Raw genomic sequence first — 21,705 nt, forward strand, 5'->3', positions numbered from 1 at the left:
GCTGAAATCGATTCGCCTGTATCGCGACCAAGGTCGGCTCCTACACCGTAGGAGCCGACCTTGGTCGCGATGGGCGCGCCACGATTCAGCCGCGGTGCAGCTTGCTCATCAACTCCGCCTCGGCCTGTGTCAGGCCGCAGGACTGGGTCAGCTCGTCGACGCTGGCGCCCATGCCCACCAGGCGCGCGGCCTGGGCGAAGGACAGGCTGGAAGGGTCACGCTGCTCCAGCATGCTCAGCTTGTCCGGCAGCGGCGCCACCACGGCGCGCAACTCGTGCAGGTCTTCACCCATGCGCACGGTGCCGTTCTGGTAATCCTCGACGCGGCGCGCCAGGTCCTTGATGCGCTGGTCGCGAATGGCATCGCCGGCCGCCTGCTGGGCAGCGATTTCACGCTGCCCGCGGATGTTGCCCAGCAATACCGCGAGCGTGGCCACCCACAACACGGCCAGCACGATGACGCCTACCTCTAGAATCAATCAGATGCTCTCCAGCTCGGACCACTCTTCCTCGGTCATCATCTTGTCCAGTTCCACCAGGATCAGCAGCTCGCCGTTCTTGTTGCACACGCCCTGGATGAACTTGGCCGATTCCTCGTTGCCCACGTTCGGCGCGGTTTCCACTTCCGACTGGCGCAGGTATACCACTTCGGCGACGCTGTCGACCAGGATGCCGACCACTTGCTTGTCGGCCTCGATGATGACGATGCGGGTGTTGTCGCTGACGTCAGCCGGCATCAGGCCGAAGCGCTGGCGGGTGTCGATCACGGTGACCACGTTGCCGCGCAGGTTGATGATACCCAGCACGTAGCTGGGGGCGCCTGGCACCGGGGCGATCTCGGTGTAGCGCAGTACTTCCTGCACCTGCATCACGTTGATGCCGTACGACTCATTATCCAGGCGAAAGGTTACCCACTGCAGAATAGGATCTTCGGAACCTTGTGCAGACGACTTCTTCATACCCCTAACCTCTCGAAAACCGTGATGACGGTGTGTGTGCAGTACAGTGGCGCCGCGCGGCGCCGCTAATCATTTGAGTTCTTGCAGCTGTTTCACCGCGCCGCTGGCAATCAGTTCGGCCAGGGCCGAGACGTCCAGCAACGCGCACATGTGTTCGATCACCGTGCCCGCCAGCCACGGGCGCTGGCCACGATGGCTGCGCCACTTGATCTCCTCCGGGTCCAGGCGCAGCGAGCGGCTGACCTGATGCACCGCCAGCCCCCACTCGTAGCCCTGCACGGAGATCACGTACTGCAGGCCCTGCTGGAAATCGTCGCGGTAGCGGTCGGGCATCACCCAACGCGCCGTGTCCAGCACCTTGAGGTTGCCGGCCTGGCTGGGCAGGATCCCCAGGAACCAGCTGGGCTGGCCGAACAGCGGCGTCAGCTCGTGGCCGGCCAGGGCGTAGATCGAGCCCAGGCACACCAGCGGCACCGCCAGGGTCAGCCCGGCAACGTCGAACAACAGGCATTCGAAGGGCTCGGCCGCCCAACTGGGCCGGCCGTCCACCGTAGCGGGCGGCACGGCGCCCGGCGGGGTGGGCTTGTGCACTTCGACCACCGGTTCCACCGGTGTTGCCACTACTTCGGCAACCGGCGGCGAAACTGGAGCGGGCGCGACGACCGCCGGGGCCACCGGCACCGGTTTTGCCACGGCTGCAGGGGCCGGAGCGACGGGCGGTGCAACGGGCGCCCTGGGTTCTACCCGGGCGTCACGCACCTGCTCCTCGAGCACCGCGGCCTGGAATTCGTCGAGCACCTGGTCGCTGGGTTCCAGCACCTCGGCGTCCAGCTCCTCGGTGGCGTCCTGCAGCAGGCCGTCAAGGTAGGACTGCAGCGCGACCTGCGGCTTGGTAACGGTAGTGACCGGCCGGTTCATCAGGCCACCTGCGCGACAAGTTGCTGGGCCAGCAGGTGCTTGAGCAGCGCGCGGTAGGCCACCACGCCGCGGCTCTTGGGGTCGAACTGCGAGGGCGTCTGCCCTGCCCGGCTGGCGTCACGCAGGCGCGTGTCCACCGGAATGTAGCCCTGCCAGATCTGCTCCGGATAGGCGTCCTTGAGCACCCGCAAGGTGCCCATGGAGGCCTGGGTGCGACGGTCGAACAGGGTCGGCACGATACTGAACGGCAGCGGCTGCTTGCGCGAGCGGTTGATCATGGCCAGGGTGCTGACCATGCGCTCCAGGCCCTTCACGGCCAGGTATTCGGTTTGCACCGGGATCACCAGCTGCTGGCTGGCGGCCAGGGCGTTGACCATCAGCACGCCCAGCAGCGGCGGGCTGTCGATAATGGCGTAGTCGAAGTCCTGCCACAGCTGCGCCAGTGTTTTGGCGATCACCAGGCCCAGGCCACTCTGGCCAGGAGATTGACGCTCAAGCGTGGCCAGCGCCGTGCTGGACGGCAGCAGCGCCACGTTTTCGTCACTGGTGCTCAGCAGCAGTTGCCCGGGCAAGCCCTGGGGCACCTGGCCCTTGTGCAGGAACAGGTCGTAGCAGCTGTGTTCCAGCGCGTCCGGGTTGTGCCCGAAGTAGCTGGTCATGGAACCGTGGGGGTCGAGGTCGACCACGACCACGCGCTTGCCCGCCTCGGCCAGCAGGCCGGCCAGGGCGATGGAGGTGGTGGTCTTGCCGACACCACCTTTTTGGTTGGCTACTGCCCAGACTCTCATGGGATTTGCTTCCTCCCGGCACGGCAGCGTTTGCCTACCGAGACATGCGACTCAAGTTATAAGGCCGGTGACGGGGAATTGACAGCATTGCCCCCAACCGACTGCGATACGGGCTGCGGTGCACTTTGTGTGCCAGCACGGCGCAATGCCGCGTCCGGCGTCACATTGGCGCTGCCGGCGCCGGTAATGCTGCGGCGCACGTCGAGGTTGCGCGAGATCACCAGCACCACGCGGCGGTTGTGCGCGCGGCCTTCGGGGGTGGCATTGGTGTCGATGGGCTGGAATTCGCCATAACCTACCGAGGCCATGCGCCCGGGGTTGATGCCTTCCATCGCCAGCATGCGCACGATGCTCGACGCCCGCGCCGACGACAGCTCCCAGTTGGTGGGGTACTGCGCGGTGCGGATCGGCTGGTCATCGGTGAACCCTTCCACGTGGATGGGGTTGCCGAACGGCTTGATGATGCCGGCGACCTTCTCGATGATGGTGAACGCCTTGTCGCTGGGGATCGCGTCGCCGCTGCCGAACAGCAGGCCGGACTTGAGCTCGATCTCGATCCACAGCTCGTTGCCGCGCACGGTCAGCTGGTTGGACTTGATCAGGTCGCCGAAGCCGTCGCGCACCTGGTCGGCGATGCTTTTCAGCGGGTCCTCGGCGGCGCTGGCAATGCCGGCGTCGGGCTGTTCGCTGTCGGTCACCAGAGGCTCCGAGGGGCGCATGGTCAGCGGCCGCTCGTCACCGATGGGAATGGGCTTGAGGCTACGCTGGGGGTCGTTGAACACCCCCACCAGCGCCTGGGACAGTACTTTGTACTTGCCTTCGTTGATCGACGAGATCGAGTACATCACCACGAAAAAAGCGAACAGCAGGGTGATGAAGTCCGCGTAGGACACCAGCCAGCGTTCGTGGTTTTCATGCTCTTCGGTATGACGACGGCGGGCCATGGCTATTCCCTCACTCCATGAAGCCTTGCAGCTTGAGCTCGATGGACCGCGGGTTCTCGCCCTCGGCGATCGACAGGATGCCTTCGAGCATCATCTCGCGGTACAGCGCCTGGCGCACGGCAATGGCCTTGAGCTTGTTGGCGATGGGCAGCAGGATCAGGTTGGCGGTGGCCACCCCGTAGATGGTGGCGACGAAGGCCACGGCAATGCCGTTGCCCAACTGCGACGGATCGGCGAGGTTGCCCATCACGTGGATCAGGCCCATCACCGCGCCGATGATACCGATGGTCGGCGCGTAGCCGCCCATGCTCTCGAACACTTTGGCGGCCTGGATATCGCGGGCTTCCTGGGTGAGGAAATCCACTTCCAGGATGCTGCGGATGGCCGCCGGCTCAGCGCCGTCCACCAGCAGTTGCAGGCCTTTGCGCGAGTAACTGTCGGGTTCGCTGTCGGCGATCGACTCCAGGCCCAGCAGGCCTTCCTTGCGTGCGGTCAGGCTCCAGTTCACCACCCGGTCGATGCCACCGGCCAGGTCGATGCGCGGCGGGAACAGGATCCAGATGACGTTCTGCATGGCGCGCTTGAACGCGCTCATGGGCGACTGCAACAGGCAGGCGGCCAGGGTGCCGCCAATGACGATCAGCGCCGCCGGGCCGTTGAGCAGCGCCGACAGGTGACCACCTTCGAGGAAATTGCCGCCGATAATGGCGATGAAGGCCAGCAGCAGCCCCAGTAGGCTCAGGACGTCCATCAGACACAGGCCTCGACCAGGTGCCGACCGATGTCGTCGAGGCCGTACACGGCATCGGCGAGGTTGGCTTTGACGATCGCCATGGGCATGCCGTAGATGACACAGCTGGCTTCATCCTGGGCCCAGATGTGGCTGCCGCCCTGCTTGAGCAGGCGCGCGCCCTCGCGGCCGTCGGCGCCCATGCCGGTCAGCACCACGGCCAGCACCTTGTCACCGTAGGACTTGGCGGCGGAACCGAAGGTGATGTCCACGCACGGCTTGTAGTTGAGGCGCTCGTCGCCCGGCAGGATTTTCACCGTGCCGCGGCCGTCCACCATCATCTGCTTGCCACCGGGGGCCAGCAGCGCCAGGCCGGGGCGCAGCACGTCGCCGTCCTCGGCTTCCTTGACCGTGATGCGGCACAGCTTGTCCAGGCGCTCGGCGAAGGCCTTGGTGAAGGCCGCCGGCATGTGCTGGATCAGCACGATGGGCGCCGGGAAGCTGGCCGGCAGCTGGGTCAGCACGCGCTGCAGGGCCACGGGGCCGCCGGTGGACGTACCGATGGCCACCAGCTTGTAGTTCTTGCGCTTGGGCGCCGGCGACGACGGCGCGTGGGCCGCCGCGGCCGGGGCGTGGCTGGCCACCGGGGTGCGCACGGGCGCTGGCCGTGGCGCAGGGGCCGGGCTGCTGGCAACCGCAGCGGCCGGCGCTGGCGCAGGGGCCGCCGCCGGGGCGCTGTAGGCGCTGAAGCGACGGTTGCTGCGCGAGATGGTATGCACCTTCTCGCACAGCATCTGCTTGACCTTCTCGGGGTTGCGCGAGATGTCTTCGAAATTCTTCGGCAGGTAATCCACCGCACCCGCGTCCAGCGCATCCAGGGTCACCCGGGCGCCTTCGTGGGTCAGCGAGGAGAACATCAACACCGGGGTGGGGCAGCGCTGCATGATATGCCGCACGGCGGTGATGCCATCCATCATGGGCATCTCGTAGTCCATGGTGATGACATCGGGCTTGAGCGACTGGGCCAGCTCGATCGCTTCCTTGCCATTGGTCGCGGTGCCCACTACCTGGATAGCGGGGTCCGACGAGAGAATTTCCGAGACGCGGCGGCGGAAGAAACCGGAATCATCCACCACCAGGACCTTGACTGCCATAAACACTCCATTAGCGGCCGGGCGCACCGGGTGCGCCCGCCCACAGAATCAAATACGCCGCGCTGCGTAGCGCTTGAGCATGCTCGGAACATCGAGAATCAGGGCAATGCGGCCGTCACCGGTAATGGTGGCGCCCGACATGCCCGGCGTACCCTGGAGCATCTTGCCCAGTGGCTTGATGACAACCTCTTCCTGGCCTACCAGCTGGTCGACGACGAAGCCGATGCGCTGGGTGCCGACCGACAGGATCACCACGTGGCCTTCACGCTGTTCCTCGTGGGCGGCCGAACTGACCAGCCAGCGCTTGAGGTAGAACAGCGGCAGGGCCTTGTCGCGTACGATCACCACCTCCTGGCCGTCGACCACGTTGGTGCGCGACAGGTCCAGGTGGAAGATCTCGTTGACGTTGACCAGCGGGAAGGCGAAGGCCTGGTTGCCCAGCATCACCATCAGCGTCGGCATGATCGCCAGGGTCAACGGCACCTTGATGACGATCTTCGAACCCTGGCCCTTGGCCGAGTAGATGTTGATCGAACCGTTGAGCTGGGAGATCTTGGTCTTCACCACGTCCATGCCCACGCCGCGGCCGGACACGTCGGAAATCTCGGTCTTGGTCGAGAAGCCGGGGGCGAAGATCAGGTTGTAGCAGTCCGATTCGCTCAGGCGGTCGGCCGCGTCCTTGTCCATCAGGCCCTTTTCCACGGCCTTGGCACGCAGCACCTGCGGGTCCATGCCCTTGCCGTCATCGCTGATGGACAAGAGGATGTGGTCGCCTTCCTGCTCGGCGGACAGCACCACCTTGCCGTTGCGCGACTTGCCGGCGGCCTCGCGCTCTTCCGGGGTCTCGACGCCGTGGTCCACCGCGTTGCGCACCAAGTGCACCAGCGGGTCGGCCAGGGCCTCGACCAGGTTCTTGTCCAGGTCGGTCTCTTCGCCGATCAGCTCCAGGTTGATCTCTTTCTTGAGCTGGCGTGCCAGGTCGCGGACCTGCCGGGGGAAGCGCCCGAAGACCTTCTTGATCGGCTGCATGCGCGTCTTCATGACCGCGGTCTGCAGGTCGGCGGTGACCACGTCGAGGTTGGACACGGCCTTCTGCATGGACTCGTCGCCACTGTTGGCGCCCAGGCGTACCAGGCGGTTACGCACCAGCACCAGTTCGCCGACCATGTTCATGATTTCGTCCAGCCGCGCGGTGTCGACCCGCACGGTGGTTTCCGCCTCGCTGGCGGCGTGCTTCTCTGGCGCAGGCGCGGCGGCACGGGCTGGCGCCGGGGCGGCAGCCTTGGCCGGCGCGGGGGCGGCAGCGGGCTTGGGCGCCGGCTTGGCAGCGACCGGGGCGGCCACGGCCGCTTCGGCGGCGGCGGGCGCCTCGCTGAACTTGCCCTTGCCATGCAACTGGTCCAGCAACGACTCGAATTCGTCGTCGGTGATCAGGTCGCTGGCCGCGGCCGCCGGTTGTTCGGCGGCCGGTGGCTGGGCACCGCTGTCCAGCGCGTCAGGGGCGAAGGTGCCCTTGCCGTGCAACTGGTCCAGCAGGGCCTCGAATTCGTCATCGGTGATTTCGTCGCTGGCCGGCGCGCTGCCGGCGGTGCTGGCCGGCGCCACGGCGTCAGGCGCGAACTGGCCCTTGCCATGCAGCTGGTCGAGCAGGGACTCGAACTCGTCGTCGGTGATTTCGTCGCTGTCGGCGGCCGGGGCCTGGGCTGCCGGTGGCTGGCTGGCCGGGGCCTCGGCCTGGGCCTTGACCGCGCTCAGCGAGTCCAGCAGCTGTTCGAACTCGCTGTCGGTGATGTCACCCGACTCGGCAGGCTCTTCAACCACAGGCTCAGGTTCGGCAACCGCTACCGGCGCCTCGTCGGCGCTGGCAGGCTCGGCCAGGCGCGACAGCGCCGCCAGCAGTTCAGGCGTGGCCGGGGTGATGTCGGTGCGCTCGCGAACTTCGCTGAACATGCCGTTCACCGCATCCAGCGCTTCGAGCACCACGTCCATCAGTTCCGAGTCAACGCGACGCTCACCCTTGCGCAGGATGTCGAAGACGTTCTCGGCGATGTGACAGCACTCCACCAGCTCGTTGAGCTGGAGGAAGCCGGCGCCCCCTTTTACAGTGTGAAAACCGCGAAAAATTGCATTGAGCAAATCACCGTCATCAGGTCGGCTTTCCAGCTCGACCAGTTGTTCGGAAAGTAACTCAAGAATTTCACCGGCTTCTACCAGGAAATCCTGGAGGATTTCTTCGTCGGCGCCGAAGCTCATTTAACGTGCCCCTTAAAAACCAAGACTGGATAGCAGATCGTCGACATCGTCCTGACCGGACACAACGTCTTCACGTTTATCGGCATGAATCTGCGGACCTTCACCCCGAGTGGGATGTTTTTCTTGATCTTTTTCAGCACGAAGCTGCTCACGGTCGTGTTCGATGCCCGCGAAGCGGTCTACCTGGCTGGCCATGAGCACCAGCTTGAGCAAGTTGCTTTCAACTTCCGTGACCAGTTGCGTCACGCGCTTGATCACCTGGCCGGTAAGGTCCTGGTAATCCTGCGCCAGCAGAATGTCGTTCAGCGCGCCGGACACCTTGCGGGTGCCCTGCTCGCTTTGCGTCAGAAAACCGTCGACACGCTTCACCAGGTCGCGGAACTCGGCGGCGCCGACTTCCTTGCGCATGAAACGCTGCCAGTCGGCGCTCAAGGCCTTGGCCTCGCCGCTGAGGTCGTTGAGCACCGGCGTGCTCTGCTCCACCAGGTCCATGGTGCGGTTGGCCGCACCCTCGGTCAGCCTGACCACATAGGAAAGGCGCTCGGTGGCATCCGTGATCTGTGAAACTTCCTCGGCTTGCGGCATGTGCGGGTCAATCTGGAAACTGACGATCGCACTGTGCAATTCGCGGGTGAGCTTGCCAACTTCCTGGTACAGGCCACGATCACGGGTCTGGTTCAGCTCATGGATCAATTGCACAGCGTCGCCGAACTTGCCTCGTTCCAGGCTTTCGACCAACTCCTGCGCATGTTTCTTCAGGGTCGACTCGAAGTCGCCCAAAGATGAGTTCTTATGCTCCATAGCACCCCCGTGGCGGACATCAGCTATTGACGCGCTCGAAAATCTTTTCGATTTTCTCTTTCAGCACTTGTGCCGTGAATGGCTTGACCACGTAGCCGTTGACGCCAGCCTGGGCCGCTTCGATGATCTGCTCGCGCTTGGCTTCGGCGGTCACCATCAGCACCGGCAGGTGCTTGAGGCGCTCGTCCGCACGCACCTGGCGCAGCAGGTCGATGCCGGACATGCCAGGCATGTTCCAGTCGGTCACCAGGAAGTCGAAGCTGCCGCTGTGCAGCATTGGCAGCGCGGTGGTGCCATCATCGGCTTCCTGGGTATTGGTGAAGCCCAGGTCGCGCAACAGGTTCTTGATGATCCGCCGCATCGTCGAGAAGTCGTCAACGATGAGGATTTTCATGTTCTTGTCCAATTAGACCTCCAAGCAGTCTTAAACGCGTCCGGTCCCCGAACGCGCATTCAATCAAATCTGGCTAGTGCACTACATGACGTGCGGCAAGGAAAATACCCATGCCGCATCCCCAAATCCAGTTTTACAGCGATTGCGGGCCATTGAACTGCTAATGCAGGCCCTGTGGGAGCTGGCTTGCCAGCGAGCTGTTGAGGCCCTGAAAAGCTCGCTGGCAAGCCAGCTCCCACATACCTTGGCCCACCAAGGAATTATGCCCGTGCGCGCCACTCGCCCAACCGGCTGCGCAGGCGCGCCGCGCATTGGCTGTGCAGCTGGCTGACCCGCGACTCGCTGACCCCCAGCACCTCGCCGATCTCCTTCAGGTTCAGCTCCTCGTCGTAGTAGAGGGCCAACACCAGGCGTTCACGCTCCGGCAGGTTGCTGATGGCCTCGGCCAGGGCCGCCTGGAAACGCTCGTCCTCCAGGTCCCGCGAGGGCTCGAGCCCGGCGCTGGCGCCATCCTCGTGCAGGCCTTCATGCTCGCCGTCCTGCAACAGGTCGTCGAAGCTGAACAGGCGGCTGCCCAGGGTATCGTTCAAAATCGCGTAGTAATCGTCCAGGCTCAACTGGAGTTCGGCCGCAACCTCATGATCTTTAGCGTCGCGACCGGTTTTCGCTTCGATAGCGCGAATCGCGTCACTGACCATGCGCGTGTTGCGGTGCACCGAACGCGGGGCCCAATCGCCCTTGCGCACCTCGTCGAGCATGGCGCCGCGAATGCGGATGCCGGCGTAGGTCTCGAAGCTGGCGCCCTTGGTGGAGTCGTACTTGGTGGACACCTCGAGCAGGCCGATCATGCCGGCCTGGATCAGGTCTTCCACCTGCACGCTGGCCGGCAGGCGCGCCAGCAGGTGATAGGCGATGCGCTTGACCAGCGGCGCATAGCGCTCGATCAGCTCGTACTGCTGCGACTCGCGGGAAGCCTTGCTGTACATCCGATAGCCGCTGGCGCTCATGATACGGGACCTGCACTGGTCTGCTGCACCAGGCGTTCGACGAAGAACTCCAGGTGCCCGCGTGGGTTGGCTGGCAACGGCCAGGTGTCGACCTTCTGGGCGATGGCCTTGAACGCCAGCGCACACTTGGAACGCGGGAACGCCTCATACACCGCGCGCTGTTTCTGCACGGCCTTGCGCACGCATTCGTCGTACGGCACGGCGCCCACGTACTGCAGGGCCACGTCGAGGAAACGGTCGGTCACCTTGGTCAGCTTGGCGAACAGGTTGCGGCCTTCCTGCGGGCTCTGGGCCATGTTGGCCAGCACGCGGAAGCGGTTCATGCCGTAGTCGCGGTTCAACAGCTTGATCAGCGCGTAGGCATCGGTGATCGAGGTGGGCTCGTCGCACACCACCAGCAGCACTTCCTGCGCGGCGCGCACGAAGCTGACCACCGAGTCGCCGATACCGGCGGCGGTGTCGATCACCAGCACATCGAGGTTGTCGCCGATGTCGCTGAAGGCCTGGATCAGGCCCGCGTGTTGAGCAGGCGTCAGGTGCACCATGCTCTGGGTGCCGGACGCGGCCGGCACGATGCGGATGCCACCAGGCCCCTGGAGCAGCACGTCGCGCAGCTCACAGCGCCCCTCGATGACATCGGCAAGGGTTCGTTTCGGTGTCAGCCCCAGCAGGACGTCGACGTTCGCCAGGCCCAGGTCGGCGTCCAACAACATCACGCGACGGCCAAGCTCGGCCAGCGCCAAAGACAAGTTCACTGACACGTTGGTCTTGCCGACGCCGCCTTTGCCGCCTGTCACGGCGATCACCTGTACGGGATGCATGCTGCCCATGTTCGTTCTTTACCTTGTCTTACTTAGACCGAGGCCACATGACTGGCTGCGCTTTCAAACACATGAAAAATGCCCGGCAGACCAACAATGTAGGTAGATTGCAACGACTTCAAAACATTCACCTCAGCCAACTCGTTTACTCGGGCTGTGGTAGAGATCAGCGAACATATCGGCCATGGCCTCTTCGCTGGGCTCATCCTGCATTTGCACGTTAACCGCGCGGCTCACCAACTGGTGCCGTCTTGGCAGGTGCAAATCGTCCGGAATGCGTGGCCCGTCGGTGAGATAAGCCACTGGTAGTTCATGACCAATCGCCAGGCTGAGCACTTCGCCCAGGCTTGCCGATTCGTCCAGTTTCGTCAGGATACAACCTGCGAGCCCACAACGCTTGTAACTGTGGTAGGCAGCAGTCAAAACCTGCTTCTGGCTGGTGGTTGCCAGCACCAGGTAGTTGCGCGCCTTGATGCCGCGCCCCGCCAGGCTTTCCAGTTGCAGGCGCAGGGCCGGGTCGCTGGCCTGCAGGCCGGCGGTATCGATCAGCACCACGCGCTTGCGCAGCAGCGGCTCCAGCGCCTGGGCCAGGGACTGGCCCGGGTCGACGTGGGTCACTGGCACGTTGAGAATACGGCCCAGGGTCTTGAGCTGCTCCTGGGCGCCAATGCGGAAGCTGTCCATGCTCACCAGCGCGATGTTCTGCGCGCCGTACTTGAGCACGTAACGGGCCGCCAGCTTGGCCAGGGTGGTGGTCTTGCCCATGCCGGCAGGGCCGACCATGGCGATGACACCGCCCTCTTCCAGCGGCTCCACGTCCGGCGTCACGATCATGCGGGCCAGGTGGGCCAGCAGCATGCGCCACGCCTGGCGCGGTTCATTGATCTCGCCAACCATGTCCAGCAGCTCGCGCGACAGCGGGCCCGACAGGCCGATGCGCTGCAGGCGGCGCCACAGGTTGGCCTGCGCAGGCTTGCTGCCTTGCAGTTGGGTCCAGGCCAGGGAGCCGAGCTGCACTTCCAGCAACTCGCGCAGGCCGTTGAGTTCCGAACGCATGGACTCGAACAGGCGCTGGTCCACCGGCGCGGCAGGCGGTGCCTGCGGGCGCGGCGGCTCGACGAAGGTCGGCTCCGCCAGCGGCTCGGGCGCAGTCAGCGGCAGGCCGGCAAACAGTTGCCGGTTGGTGACCGCGTCGCTGTCGCCACGGGTGTCCAGTTCAGCCTGGGCGTTGACGATTCGCGACTGCGTCTTGCGCAGCTCGTCCTCAAGCTCCATGTTCGGCACACGCGGTGCCAGCGCGGACAGTTTGTAGTCCAGCGCGGCCGTGAGCTCGACGCCGCCGGCAATCCGACGGTTGCCGATGATAGCGGCATCGGCGCCCAGCTCGTCACGGACCAGTTTCATGGCCTGACGCATATCGGCGGCGAAAAAACGCTTAACTTGCATAACCCACTACCTCAGCCGTTGGGCCCTACTGTCGCAACGATGGTCACTTGCTTGTTGTCAGGAATTTCCTGATACGCCAAGACATGTAAATTAGGTACTGCCAGGCGGCCGAAGCGCGAGAGCATCGCGCGGATCGGGCCCGCCACCAGGAGGATCACCGGTTGCCCGGCCATTTCCTGGCGTTGCGCTGCATCGATCAACGACCGCTGCAGCTTCTCGGCCATGCTTGGCTCCAACAGAACGCCTTCTTCCTGACCCTGACCGGCCTTCTGCAAACTATTGAGCAATATCTGTTCCAACCTTGGTTCCAAGGTGATCACAGGCAGCTCGGACTCAAGCCCTACAATGCTTTGGACGATGGCGCGGCTCAGGCCGACACGCACCGCCTGCACCAGAGCGGCGGTATCTTGACTCTTGGCGGCGTTGTTGGCGATGGCTTCGGCGATGCTGCGGATGTCGCGCACCGGCACCTGCTCGGCCAACAGCGCCTGCAGCACCTTGAGCAGGTTGGACAGCGATAGCACGCCTGGTACCAGCTCCTCGGCCAGCTTTGGCGAGCCCTTGGCCAGCACGGACAGCAATTGCTGCACTTCCTCGTGGCCAATCAGTTCGTGAGCGTGCTTGGACAGGATCTGGTTCAAGTGCGTGGCCACCACTGTACTGGCATCTACCACTGTATAGCCCAGTGACTGCGCCTGGGGACGGTTGCTCAGTTCGATCCACACCGCGTCCAGGCCGAAAGCCGGATCCTTGGCGGTGATGCCGTTGAGGGTGCCAAACACCTGGCCCGGGTTGATCGCCAGTTCGCGATCGGGGTAGATCTCGGCCTCGGCCAGGATCACGCCCATCAGCGTCAAGCGATAGGCGCTGGGCGCCAGGTCGAGGTTGTCGCGAATATGCACGGTGGGCATCAGGAAGCCCAGGTCCTGGGACAGCTTCTTGCGCACGCCCTTGATCCGCGCCAGCAACTGGCCGCCCTGGTTGCGGTCCACCAGCGGAATCAGGCGGTAGCCCACTTCCAGGCCGATCATGTCGATCGGGGTAACGTCATCCCAACCCAGTTCCTTGGTGTCCTGGGCACGGGTAGGCGACGGCAGCATATCCTGCTGGCGCTGCACTTCCGCCGCAGCGGCGACCTTGGCCTGGTTCTGCTTCTTCCACACCAGGTACGCGGCGCCACCGGCCAGCATGGCCAGGAACAGGAACGACACGTGCGGCATGCCGGGCACGGCGCCCATAATGGTCATCAGGCCGGCGGACACGCCCAATGCCTTGGGCGAGGCGAACATCTGGCGGCTGATCTGCTTGCCCATGTCCTCGGAGCCCGAGGCACGGGTCACCATGATGGCGGCGGCGGTGGACAGCAGCAGTGATGGCAACTGTGCCACTAAACCGTCACCGATGGTCAGCAGGGCGTACACCTTGCCGGCTTCGGCGAAGCTCAGGCCGTGCTGGAAGATACCGATGGCCATGCCGCCCAGCAGGTTGATGAACAGAATCAGCAGGCCGGCGATGGCGTCACCGCGGACAAACTTGCTGGCACCGTCCATGGAACCGTAGAACTCGGCTTCCTGGGCCACTTCAAGGCGGCGCAGCTTGGCCTGGGCCTGGTCGATGAGGCCGGCGTTGAGGTCGGCGTCGATGGCCATCTGCTTGCCGGGCATGGCGTCCAGGGTGAAACGCGCGCTCACCTCGGAGATACGCCCGGCGCCCTTGGTCACCACCACGAAGTTGATGATCATGAGGATGGCGAACACCACTGCACCGACCACGTAGTTGCCGCCGATCACCACTTCACCGAAGGCCTGGATCACCTTGCCCGCGGCCTGGTGGCCGTCGTGGCCGTGCAGCATGACCACGCGGGTGGACGCCACGTTCAGCGCCAGGCGCAGCAGCGTCGCCACCAGCAGGATGGTCGGAAACACGGCAAAGTCCAGCGGCCGCAGGGCGTACACGCACACCAGCAGGACCACGATCGACAAGGCGATGTTGAAGGTGAAGAACACGTCGAGCAGGAACGGCGGGACCGGCAACATCATCATTGCCAGCATGATCAACAGCAACAGCGGCACACCCAGGCTGCCCCGGCCGAGGCCGACCAGGTTGCTGCGCGCGTTGTTGATTAACTGAGTGCGATCCACCGATAGTCCCCGTGAGCTCAAGCAAACTTTTGACGCCTGATGGCGTTGTGGGTATGCCTTTGCAAGAACCTTTCCAACTTTTGTCGGGGCCGGCAATTTTAGGGGTGTCACCATCCTGTGGGAGCTGGCTTGCCAGCGAGTTTTGCGGCGTCAGCAAAAATCTCGCTGGCAAGCCAGCTCCCACATTCAATTGTCCCGGCGCAGGTCCGGCGGGATCGGCAGGTCCTTGAGCGGCGTCGGGCGCTTGCCGCGGCCGGCGCGGTATTGGCGGATCTGGTAGACGTACGCCAGCACCTGGGCCACGGCCAGGTACAGGCCGGCGGGAATCTGCTGCTCGATCTCGGTGGAGTAGTAGATAGACCGCGCCAGCGCCGGCGACTCGAGGATCTGGATGTTGTGCTCGTTGCCGATCTCGCGAATCTTCAGGGCGATGAAGTCCGCGCCCTTGGCCAGCAGCACCGGCGCACTGCCCTTCTCCGGGTCATATTTGAGCGCCACGGCGTAGTGGGTCGGGTTGGTGATGATCACATCGGCCGTGGGGATGGCGGACATCATGCGGCGCTGGGACATCTCGCGCTGCATCTGGCGAATGCGCTGCTTGACCTCCGGGCGCCCTTCGCTGTCCTTGTGTTCGTCGCGAATTTCCTGCTTGGTCATCAGCAGTTTCTGGCGCGTCTGGTACATCTGGATCGGCACGTCCACGGCGGCGATGATCAACAGCCCCATGGACATCCACAGCGCGTTCCAGCCCACCAGTTGCACACAGTGGATGATCGCCATTTCCAAGGGTTCATGGGCGATGCTCAGCAAGTCGTCGCGGTCCTTGTACAGCACCAGCAACGCCACCAGCAGCACCACGAAAAACTTCGCCAGGGCCTTGAGCAACTCGCTGAGGGCGTGCATCGAAAACATACGCTTGATGCCACTGAGCGGGTTCATGCGACTGAATTTCGGCGCCATGGAGCCCGGCGAGAACAGCCAGCCACCCAGGGAGATTGGCGCCACGAACGACACCACCAGCAGCACCACCAGGATCGGTTCCACGGCGTCCAGGGCGATTTTGCCCGAGGCCAGCAGCATGGCACCCATCTGGCCCTGGTCCACCACCGCCGCGCGGCTGATGGTGAAGTTCATGCGCATCAACTCCATCATCGATTGCGCCAGGTGCCCGCCGTAGGCCAGCAGTGCGCCGCAACCACCGACCATCACCCCCAGGGTGTTGAGTTCCTTGGAGCGTGCCACTTCGCCACGTTCGCGCGCCTCGCGCAGCTTTTTGTCCGTGGGTTCTTCTGTCTTGTCCTGACCGCTCTCGCTCTCTGCCATGTCAGCGTGCCCGTGCCAGCTCGCGCAGCCACTGCAAGGCCTCGGTGGCCATGGGCTGGTATTGGTTGAGGATGTCCGCCAGGCTCAGCCACAGGATTACCATGCCCATGACCAGCGTCAGCGGGAAGCCGATGGAGAAGATATTCAGTTGCGGCGCCGCCCGGGTCATCACCCCGAACGCGACGTTGACCACCAGCAGCGCAGTGATGGCCGGCAGCACCAGGATCACCGCCGCCGCCAGCACCCAGCTCATGTGCATGATCAGCTCCCAGAACTGGCTCACCAGCAGCCCGCCACCCACCGGCAGCGTGGTGAAGCTTTCCACCAGCACCTCGAACACCACCAGGTGGCCGTTCATGGCCAGGAACAGCAGAGTCACCAGCATGGTGAAGAACTGCCCCACCACGGCGGTCTGCACGCCGTTGACCGGGTCGTTCATGGAAGCGAAGCCCATGCCCATCTGGATGGCCAGGATCTGCCCGGCAATCAGGAAGGCCTGGAACAGCATCTGCAGGGAAAAGCCCAGCAAGGAGCCGATGATGATCTGCTCGCCCGCCAGCATCAGCCCCTGCAGGCTCAAGGAATCCACCACCGGCATGGCCGGCAGCGCCGGGGCGATGACCACGGTAATAGCCATGGCCAGGTACAGACGAATGCGCTTGGGCACCATGGTGGTACCGAAGATCGGCATGGCCATCAGCATCGAGCCCACCCGGAACAGCGGCAGCATGAAACTCGAGACCCAGGCGCCGATCTGGGCGTCGGTGAGGTGCAGGAGCGGGTTCATCCAATCACTTGCGGGATGCTGGTGTACAGGTTGGTGATGTACTCCATGAAGGTACGCACCAGCCAGGGGCCGACGACAATCAGGGTAATCAGCATCACCAGCAGGCGCGGCAGGAAGCTCAGGGTCTGTTCGTTGATCTGCGTGGCCGCCTGGAACATGGCGACGATCAGGCCCACGATCAAGCTGGGCACCACCAGGATGCCGACCATCATGGTGGTCAGCCACAGCGCGTTGCGAAACAGGTCGACAGCCACTTCAGGGGTCATGACGGATCTCCGTGCGGGGTCTCAGACGCCGCCAAAACTGCTGGCCAGGGTACCGATGATCAGCGCCCAGCCATCCACCAGCACAAACAGCATGATCTTGAACGGCAGCGAGATGATCAACGGCGACAGCATCATCATCCCCATGGCCATGAGCACGCTGGCCACCACCAGGTCGATGATCAGGAACGGAATGAAGATCATGAAGCCGATCTGGAACGCGGTCTTCAGCTCCGAGGTGACGAACGCCGGCACCACGATGGTCAGCGGCGCCTGGTCGGGGCTGGCGATGTCGGTACGCCGCGACAGGCGCATGAACAGGTCCAGGTCACTCTGGCGGGTTTGCGCCAGCATGAAGTCGCGCACCGGCCCCTCGGCCTTGAGCACGGCGTCCTGGGCGCTCATCTTCTCGGCCAGGTAGGGCTGCAGCGCCTGCTGGTTCACCTTGTCGAACACCGGCGCCATGATGAACATGGTCAGGAACAGCGCCATGCCCGTGAGCAACTGGTTCGACGGCGTCTGCTGCAGGCCCAGGGCCTGGCGCAGGATGGAGAAGACGATGATGATGCGGGTGAAGCTGGTCATCAGCATGACGAACGCCGGAATGAAACTCAGCGCAGTCATGATCAGCAGAATCTGCAGGCTGACCGAATATTCCTGCTGGCCGTTGGCGCCAGTGCCCAGGGTAATCGCCGGGATCGACAACGGGTCGGCGGCCAGCGCCATGGGCGCGGCCACCAACAGTGCCAGGGTCAACAAAAAGCGCAGCGCGCCCATCAGTGCTTATCCTTGTGGTCCTTGCCCATCAGCTCCATGAGGCGCTGGGCGAACTCCGGCGAGGCCGTCTTGGTCTTGGCTGGCACCGCAATCGGATGCTCCAGCACATGCAGCGGGGCGATGCGGCCCGGGCTCAGGCCCAGCAGGATCTGCTCGGACCCCACCTGCACCAGCACCAGCCGGTCCCGCGGGCCCAGGGCGCGCGAACCCAGCAGCTCGATCACCTGACCGCCGTTGGGGGTGGCCTGCTGCACGCGGCGCAGCACCCACGCCAGGGCGAAGATCAGGCCGATCACCAGCAGCAGGCCGAGCATCAGCTGGGTCAGCTGGCCGGCCATGCCGTTGCCCAGCGCCGACCCCACGGCAGGCACCGCAGGGGTGGCAGCCGGGGTGGCAGGCGCAGCGGGCGCGCCCACCGTGGCGGCGAACGCCGGCAGCGGCAGCGCCAGCAGCAGGGTCAGCAGGCGGCCCATTCAGCGCAGCTTCTTGATGCGTTCGCTGGGGCTGATCACGTCGGTCAGGCGGATGCCGAACTTCTCGTTGACCACCACCACCTCGCCATGGGCGATCAGCGTGCCGTTGACCAGCACGTCCAGCGGCTCGCCGGCCAGGCGGTCCAGCTCGATCACCGAGCCCTGGTTGAGCTGCAGCAGATTGCGGATGTTGATGTCGGTGGAGCCCACTTCCATGGAGATGGTCACCGGGATGTCCAGGATCACGTCCAGGTTCGGGCCTTCCAGGTTCACCGGGCCATTGTGCTTGGGCGAGGCACCGAACTCCTCCATGGCCATGCGCGAGCCGGCGCTGCCGTTGCCGGCATCAGCCGCCAGCAGCGCGTCGATGTCGCTTTGCCCGGCGTCGCCGGACTCACCCAGGGCCGCAGCCCATTCGTCGGCCAGGGCCTGGTCTTCCGGGGAAGTCATTTCGTGTTCGTCAGCCATCAGGGGTCCTCGACGGGCAGTAAATTCAGGGATAACAGCTTATCGACAGCGCCAGTCAGCGACGTTCGATCGGCTCGATCACTTGCAGCGCAAGGTTGCCCTTGTGGGAACCCAGCTTGGCTTTGAAGGACGGCACGCCGTTGGCGCGCAGTACCAATTCTTCCGGCAGCTCCACGGGGATCACGTCCCCCGGCGCCATGTGCAGGATGTCGCGCAGGCGCAGCTGGCGACGGGCAACGGTGGCGCTCAGCGGCACGCTGACGTCCAGCACGTCCTCGCGCAGGGCCTTGCTCCAGCGCTCGTCCTGGTCGTCCAGGTCAGACTGGAAGCCGGCGTCGAGCATCTCGCGGATCGGCTCCACCATGGAATACGGCATGGTCACGTGCAGGTCGCCGCCACCGCCGTCCAGTTCGATGTGGAAGGTGGACACCACCACCGCTTCGCTGGGGCCGACGATGTTGGCCATGGCCGGGTTCACTTCGGAGTTGATGTACTCGAAGTTGACTTCCATGATGGCCTGCCAGGCTTCCTTCATGTCGATGAAGGCCTGGTCCAGCACCATGCGCACCACGCGCAGTTCGGTCGGGGTGAATTCACGGCCTTCGATCTTGGCGTGACGGCCGTCGCCGCCGAAGAAGTTGTCCACCAGCTTGAACACCAGCTTGGCGTCGAGGATGAACAGGCCGGTGCCGCGCAACGGCTTGACCTTCACCAGGTTGAGGCTGGTGGGCACGTACAGCGAGTGCACGTATTCGCCGAACTTCATCACCTGCACGCCGCCCACCGCCACGTCCGCCGAGCGGCGCAGCAGGTTGAACATGCTGATGCGGGTGTAGCGCGCGAAGCGCTCGTTGATCATTTCCAGGGTCGGCATGCGCCCCCGGACGATACGGTCCTGGCTGGTCAGGTCATAACTTTTGACGCTGCCTGGCTCACCCAGGCTCTCGGTCTGCACCAGCCCATCGTCGACGCCATGCAACAGGGCGTCGATCTCATCCTGGGACAGCAGGTCTTGCACGGCCATGTCGTGTTCCTACTGCAATACGAAGTTAGTGAAAAGCAGCTGGTCGATGACCGGCTTGCCGACTTCTTTCTGGGCTACGGCCTGCACCGCCGCCGTGGCTTTCTGGCGCAGCATTTCCTCGCCCACGGGCGTGGCCAGGGTGGCGAAGTTTTCGCCGGAGAACATCATCACCAGGTTGTTGCGGATCACCGGCATGTGCACCAGCAGGGCATCCAGGTCGGCCTTGTCGCGCGCCTGCATGGTCAGGCTGACCTGCATGTAGCGGTCACGGCCGTCTTGCTTGAAGTTGACCACGAACGCCGGGGTCAGCGGTTCGTAGAGGGCGGGCTGCTTGCCCGCGGGGGCTGCGGCGGCGGCCTCCGCCGGCTTGGCCTCGGCGCCCTTGTGCAGGAAGAACCAGGTAGCGCCCACGGAGCCACCGATCACCAGCAGCAGGACCACGACAAGAAGAATGATCATCTTCAGCTTGCCTTTGCCTGCCGGTTCTTTCTCTGCTGCTTCGCTCTTCGCCATGCCAATAATCCGTCACTAATCGGGGGGTTAACACTCACCTGGAGAGGGTGGAGCAAGTGTTATGCCAGATTTGTCGGGATGCTGACAAAGCGTTGCGGGAGGATTGGCGTGGCACCTGGGATGGGCGATCTGTGGGAGCTGGCTTGCCAGCGAGCTGTTCGGACCTCAACAGCTCGCTGGCAAGCCAGCTCCCACAAAAATCGGCGTCAGGCGTAATAATCGATCGCGCTGGTGCCGACGATCACCTGCTGCACCGTAGGCTCCGAGGCCAACGGCGAGGCGGCGGCGACGCCGTCCAGGCTGTCGCTGCCGGCACTGCTGCGGCTGCTGCGCTGGTTCTGCTGGGCCTGGTCCTGGGAGGACTGGCGCGACTGGTCGGAGACGTTGACGTCAAGCTGGCCCATGCCTTGCTCGGCGAACATGTCCTTGAGCTTGCCCTGCTGGCTTTCCAGCGCCTCGCGCACGTGCAGGTGGGCGCTGGTGAAGGTCACCGAGGTCTGCTGGTCGGGGGTCATGTCCACGCGAATGCTCAGGCGGCCCAGCTCGGCCGGGGTCAGCTGGATGTCCGCCGACTTGAGGTTCTGGCTGGACAGGTACATGACCCGGTTGACCACGCCCTCGGTCCAGCCGTTCTGGTTCATGGCCAGCTGGGTGGTGGGCGCCTGCACCGTGCCCGGGGTGGCTGCAGCGGTCTTGGTCGCGGAGGTGTCGGTCATGGCCGCCAGGCGATTGGCGAAGTCGTCGATGCGGGTGTCGGCAGTGGCGCCCTTGACGTCCTTCAGGCCATCGTCGATTTGCGCGCTGAACGCCTTGTCGCTGACGTCGCTCTCACCGCTGCCCTTCTGCTGCACCACCATGGCCGCCAGGCCACTGGCGAAGCTCTGGTCGGTGTCGGAACCGTTGGTGGCCTGTGCCGCCGCGGTGTCCGGCTGCGCGTGGGCCGAGGTAGTGCCCTGGGCCTTGGCGTTCTGCTCCAGCGCCAGGCGCAGGGTGGGCATGTTGGCGAGCGGGTCGTCCTTGGACGGGTCGAAGGTGTCGCTGTCGGTCGTGGTGGGCGTGTCCACCACCGGCGGCGCCACCTGCACCACGGCCGCCGCCTGGGTCGGGTCCGGGACCGGCGTGGGTTGCTGCGCCTGGGCCAGGGCCGGATCGACCACGGGCGCGGCTGGCTCCGGGGTGGCGACGGTGGCTACCGGGGTAGCGGTGTCGGTGCTGGCGGCGTCGGTGACGGTGGCGTCGTCGTCCTGGTCGTCATCCTTGGCCTTGCTCTTGTCAGTGGCGTCGCTCTTGTCGGTCTTGTCGGCCTTGGTGGTGCTGGCGCTTTTATCCGACTTGTCGGCCTTGCCCGGCTGGTCCGCCTTGGCGGTTTTGTGGGCAGGCAAATTCTTGCCGCTATCGGCAACGGCCGGCTTCGCAGCGGCAGTGTCCTTGTCATGGGCAGCGCTGTTCTTCGCCTGGTTCTGCTGGGCACTGGCCTGGCTGGCAGTGGCGCTCGCCGCTTTCGCAGGCGGGTTCTGCGACTGCTTGGCGTACACCTTGGCGAAGTCTGCGGAGGTGTCCTTGGCGGGCTCCGCGGCCTTGCTCAGGCTCGCCAGGGTACTGGCCTGGGTGCTGGCGGTACTGCCGATCTGCAAGAGGGGGTTTGACGCGACTGACATTTACAGGTCTCCGCTGCACTGAAATCGGGGGGTACAGGTGCAGGGAAGGTAGCAAGAGTCGGGC

The 21,705-nt window shown here is 64.4% G+C and carries 23 protein-coding genes; all 23 read right to left on the bottom strand.

What is annotated here, in order from left to right; genetic code table 11:
• Positions 1-85: 85 nt before the first annotated feature.
• The 23 genes from ACWKWX_RS24555 to ACWKWX_RS24665 all read right to left on the bottom strand — a co-directional run bounded on the left by ACWKWX_RS24555 (position 86) and on the right by ACWKWX_RS24665 (position 21,641).
• Complete coding sequence (locus ACWKWX_RS24555) at positions 86-478, bottom strand: DUF2802 domain-containing protein (RefSeq protein ID WP_473003964.1); 393 nt, start codon at positions 476-478, stop codon at positions 86-88.
• Positions 479-958, bottom strand: a complete 480-nt coding sequence (locus ACWKWX_RS24560) for a chemotaxis protein CheW (protein WP_027981645.1) — start codon at positions 956-958, stop codon at positions 479-481.
• Between the two features lie 69 nt (positions 959-1,027).
• A complete protein-coding gene (locus ACWKWX_RS24565; RefSeq protein WP_483829175.1) occupies positions 1,028-1,876 on the bottom strand; it encodes a CheW domain-containing protein in 849 nt (282 codons plus the stop codon).
• Positions 1,876-2,664, bottom strand: a complete 789-nt coding sequence (locus ACWKWX_RS24570) for a ParA family protein (RefSeq protein WP_473003969.1) — start codon at positions 2,662-2,664, stop codon at positions 1,876-1,878. The genes ACWKWX_RS24565 and ACWKWX_RS24570 overlap by 1 nt, the downstream gene beginning before the upstream one ends.
• A gap of 56 nt (positions 2,665-2,720) precedes the next feature.
• On the bottom strand, positions 2,721-3,608 hold the full coding sequence (motD, locus tag ACWKWX_RS24575; protein WP_416426060.1) for a flagellar motor protein MotD: 888 nt from the start codon (positions 3,606-3,608) through the stop codon (positions 2,721-2,723).
• Between the two features lie 10 nt (positions 3,609-3,618).
• Positions 3,619-4,359 (bottom strand): flagellar motor protein, encoded by a 741-nt coding sequence (locus ACWKWX_RS24580; protein WP_416426062.1) that lies wholly within the window; start codon positions 4,357-4,359, stop codon positions 3,619-3,621.
• Positions 4,359-5,492 carry a protein-glutamate methylesterase/protein-glutamine glutaminase gene (locus ACWKWX_RS24585; protein WP_473003973.1) on the bottom strand — a complete coding sequence of 378 codons (1,134 nt, stop codon included), beginning with the start codon at positions 5,490-5,492 and terminating at the stop codon, positions 4,359-4,361. Before ACWKWX_RS24585 ends, ACWKWX_RS24580 begins: the two co-directional genes overlap by 1 nt.
• A 48-nt stretch (positions 5,493-5,540) precedes the next feature.
• The gene (locus tag ACWKWX_RS24590) at positions 5,541-7,745 is read right to left on the bottom strand and encodes a chemotaxis protein CheA (protein WP_416426066.1); all 2,205 of its coding nucleotides are present in this window, start codon (positions 7,743-7,745) and stop codon (positions 5,541-5,543) included.
• Between the two features lie 12 nt (positions 7,746-7,757).
• On the bottom strand, positions 7,758-8,546 hold the full coding sequence (locus ACWKWX_RS24595) for a protein phosphatase CheZ (RefSeq protein WP_416426068.1): 789 nt from the start codon (positions 8,544-8,546) through the stop codon (positions 7,758-7,760).
• 19 nt (positions 8,547-8,565) lie between these two features.
• Positions 8,566-8,940 (bottom strand): chemotaxis response regulator CheY, encoded by a 375-nt coding sequence (locus tag ACWKWX_RS24600; RefSeq protein ID WP_177323407.1) that lies wholly within the window; start codon positions 8,938-8,940, stop codon positions 8,566-8,568.
• A 260-nt stretch (positions 8,941-9,200) separates the two neighbouring features.
• Entirely contained in the window at positions 9,201-9,950 is a 750-nt protein-coding gene (gene fliA, locus ACWKWX_RS24605) for an RNA polymerase sigma factor FliA (RefSeq protein ID WP_416427440.1), read from the bottom strand.
• On the bottom strand, positions 9,944-10,777 hold the full coding sequence (gene fleN, locus ACWKWX_RS24610) for a flagellar synthesis regulator FleN (protein ID WP_008374846.1): 834 nt from the start codon (positions 10,775-10,777) through the stop codon (positions 9,944-9,946). Before fleN ends, fliA begins: the two co-directional genes overlap by 7 nt.
• A 123-nt stretch (positions 10,778-10,900) precedes the next feature.
• Positions 10,901-12,214, bottom strand: coding sequence for a flagellar biosynthesis GTPase FlhF (flhF, locus tag ACWKWX_RS24615; protein ID WP_483829176.1), 1,314 nt, complete (start codon positions 12,212-12,214; stop codon positions 10,901-10,903).
• Between the two features lie 11 nt (positions 12,215-12,225).
• Positions 12,226-14,355 carry a flagellar biosynthesis protein FlhA gene (gene flhA / locus ACWKWX_RS24620; RefSeq protein WP_483829177.1) on the bottom strand — a complete coding sequence of 710 codons (2,130 nt, stop codon included), beginning with the start codon at positions 14,353-14,355 and terminating at the stop codon, positions 12,226-12,228.
• Positions 14,356-14,541: 186 nt separating this feature from the next.
• Entirely contained in the window at positions 14,542-15,678 is a 1,137-nt protein-coding gene (gene flhB / locus ACWKWX_RS24625) for a flagellar biosynthesis protein FlhB (RefSeq protein WP_483829178.1), read from the bottom strand.
• A gap of 1 nt (position 15,679) precedes the next feature.
• A complete protein-coding gene (fliR, locus tag ACWKWX_RS24630) occupies positions 15,680-16,465 on the bottom strand; it encodes a flagellar biosynthetic protein FliR (protein WP_483829179.1) in 786 nt (261 codons plus the stop codon).
• Positions 16,462-16,731: a flagellar biosynthesis protein FliQ gene (gene fliQ, locus ACWKWX_RS24635; protein ID WP_483829180.1), complete on the bottom strand. Its 270-nt coding sequence runs from the start codon at positions 16,729-16,731 to the stop codon at positions 16,462-16,464. Before fliQ ends, fliR begins: the two co-directional genes overlap by 4 nt.
• Positions 16,732-16,752: 21 nt before the next feature.
• Positions 16,753-17,505 (bottom strand): flagellar type III secretion system pore protein FliP, encoded by a 753-nt coding sequence (gene fliP / locus ACWKWX_RS24640; RefSeq protein ID WP_416426079.1) that lies wholly within the window; start codon positions 17,503-17,505, stop codon positions 16,753-16,755.
• Positions 17,505-17,978, bottom strand: coding sequence for a flagellar biosynthetic protein FliO (gene fliO / locus ACWKWX_RS24645; protein ID WP_416426080.1), 474 nt, complete (start codon positions 17,976-17,978; stop codon positions 17,505-17,507). The genes fliP and fliO overlap by 1 nt, the downstream gene beginning before the upstream one ends.
• Positions 17,979-18,446, bottom strand: a complete 468-nt coding sequence (gene fliN, locus ACWKWX_RS24650; protein WP_473003979.1) for a flagellar motor switch protein FliN — start codon at positions 18,444-18,446, stop codon at positions 17,979-17,981. It lies immediately after the preceding gene.
• Positions 18,447-18,501: 55 nt separating this feature from the next.
• On the bottom strand, positions 18,502-19,470 hold the full coding sequence (fliM, locus tag ACWKWX_RS24655; protein WP_416426082.1) for a flagellar motor switch protein FliM: 969 nt from the start codon (positions 19,468-19,470) through the stop codon (positions 18,502-18,504).
• A 9-nt stretch (positions 19,471-19,479) separates the two neighbouring features.
• Positions 19,480-19,983 (bottom strand): flagellar basal body-associated protein FliL, encoded by a 504-nt coding sequence (gene fliL, locus ACWKWX_RS24660; protein ID WP_416426083.1) that lies wholly within the window; start codon positions 19,981-19,983, stop codon positions 19,480-19,482.
• 206 nt (positions 19,984-20,189) lie between these two features.
• Positions 20,190-21,641 (bottom strand): flagellar hook-length control protein FliK, encoded by a 1,452-nt coding sequence (locus ACWKWX_RS24665; RefSeq protein ID WP_483829181.1) that lies wholly within the window; start codon positions 21,639-21,641, stop codon positions 20,190-20,192.
• Positions 21,642-21,705 lie beyond the last annotated feature (64 nt).

The sequence above is a fragment of the Pseudomonas imperatae genome, assembly GCF_057128625.1.

Coding starts and splice junctions, on each gene's coding strand:
- ACWKWX_RS24580 (WP_416426062.1), bottom strand. CDS start 4,359: ATGGACGTCCTGAGCCTACTGGGGCTGCTGCTGGCCTTCATCGCCATT.
- ACWKWX_RS24585 (WP_473003973.1), bottom strand. CDS start 5,492: ATGGCAGTCAAGGTCCTGGTGGTGGATGATTCCGGTTTCTTCCGCCGC.
- fliO (WP_416426080.1), bottom strand. CDS start 17,978: ATGGGCCGCCTGCTGACCCTGCTGCTGGCGCTGCCGCTGCCGGCGTTC.
- motD (WP_416426060.1), bottom strand. CDS start 3,608: ATGGCCCGCCGTCGTCATACCGAAGAGCATGAAAACCACGAACGCTGG.
- fliL (WP_416426083.1), bottom strand. CDS start 19,983: ATGGCGAAGAGCGAAGCAGCAGAGAAAGAACCGGCAGGCAAAGGCAAG.
- fliQ (WP_483829180.1), bottom strand. CDS start 16,731: ATGACCCCTGAAGTGGCTGTCGACCTGTTTCGCAACGCGCTGTGGCTG.
- ACWKWX_RS24600 (WP_177323407.1), bottom strand. CDS start 8,940: ATGAAAATCCTCATCGTTGACGACTTCTCGACGATGCGGCGGATCATC.
- ACWKWX_RS24565 (WP_483829175.1), bottom strand. CDS start 1,876: ATGAACCGGCCGGTCACTACCGTTACCAAGCCGCAGGTCGCGCTGCAG.
- fliP (WP_416426079.1), bottom strand. CDS start 17,505: ATGGGCGCGCTGCGCTTTTTGTTGACCCTGGCACTGTTGGTGGCCGCG.
- fliN (WP_473003979.1), bottom strand. CDS start 18,446: ATGGCTGACGAACACGAAATGACTTCCCCGGAAGACCAGGCCCTGGCC.
- ACWKWX_RS24570 (WP_473003969.1), bottom strand. CDS start 2,664: ATGAGAGTCTGGGCAGTAGCCAACCAAAAAGGTGGTGTCGGCAAGACC.
- flhF (WP_483829176.1), bottom strand. CDS start 12,214: ATGCAAGTTAAGCGTTTTTTCGCCGCCGATATGCGTCAGGCCATGAAA.
- fliR (WP_483829179.1), bottom strand. CDS start 16,465: ATGAACCCGCTCCTGCACCTCACCGACGCCCAGATCGGCGCCTGGGTC.
- ACWKWX_RS24665 (WP_483829181.1), bottom strand. CDS start 21,641: ATGTCAGTCGCGTCAAACCCCCTCTTGCAGATCGGCAGTACCGCCAGC.
- ACWKWX_RS24590 (WP_416426066.1), bottom strand. CDS start 7,745: ATGAGCTTCGGCGCCGACGAAGAAATCCTCCAGGATTTCCTGGTAGAA.
- ACWKWX_RS24595 (WP_416426068.1), bottom strand. CDS start 8,546: ATGGAGCATAAGAACTCATCTTTGGGCGACTTCGAGTCGACCCTGAAG.
- fleN (WP_008374846.1), bottom strand. CDS start 10,777: ATGGGCAGCATGCATCCCGTACAGGTGATCGCCGTGACAGGCGGCAAA.
- fliM (WP_416426082.1), bottom strand. CDS start 19,470: ATGGCCGTGCAAGACCTGCTGTCCCAGGATGAGATCGACGCCCTGTTG.
- ACWKWX_RS24560 (WP_027981645.1), bottom strand. CDS start 958: ATGAAGAAGTCGTCTGCACAAGGTTCCGAAGATCCTATTCTGCAGTGG.
- flhB (WP_483829178.1), bottom strand. CDS start 15,678: ATGGCAGAGAGCGAGAGCGGTCAGGACAAGACAGAAGAACCCACGGAC.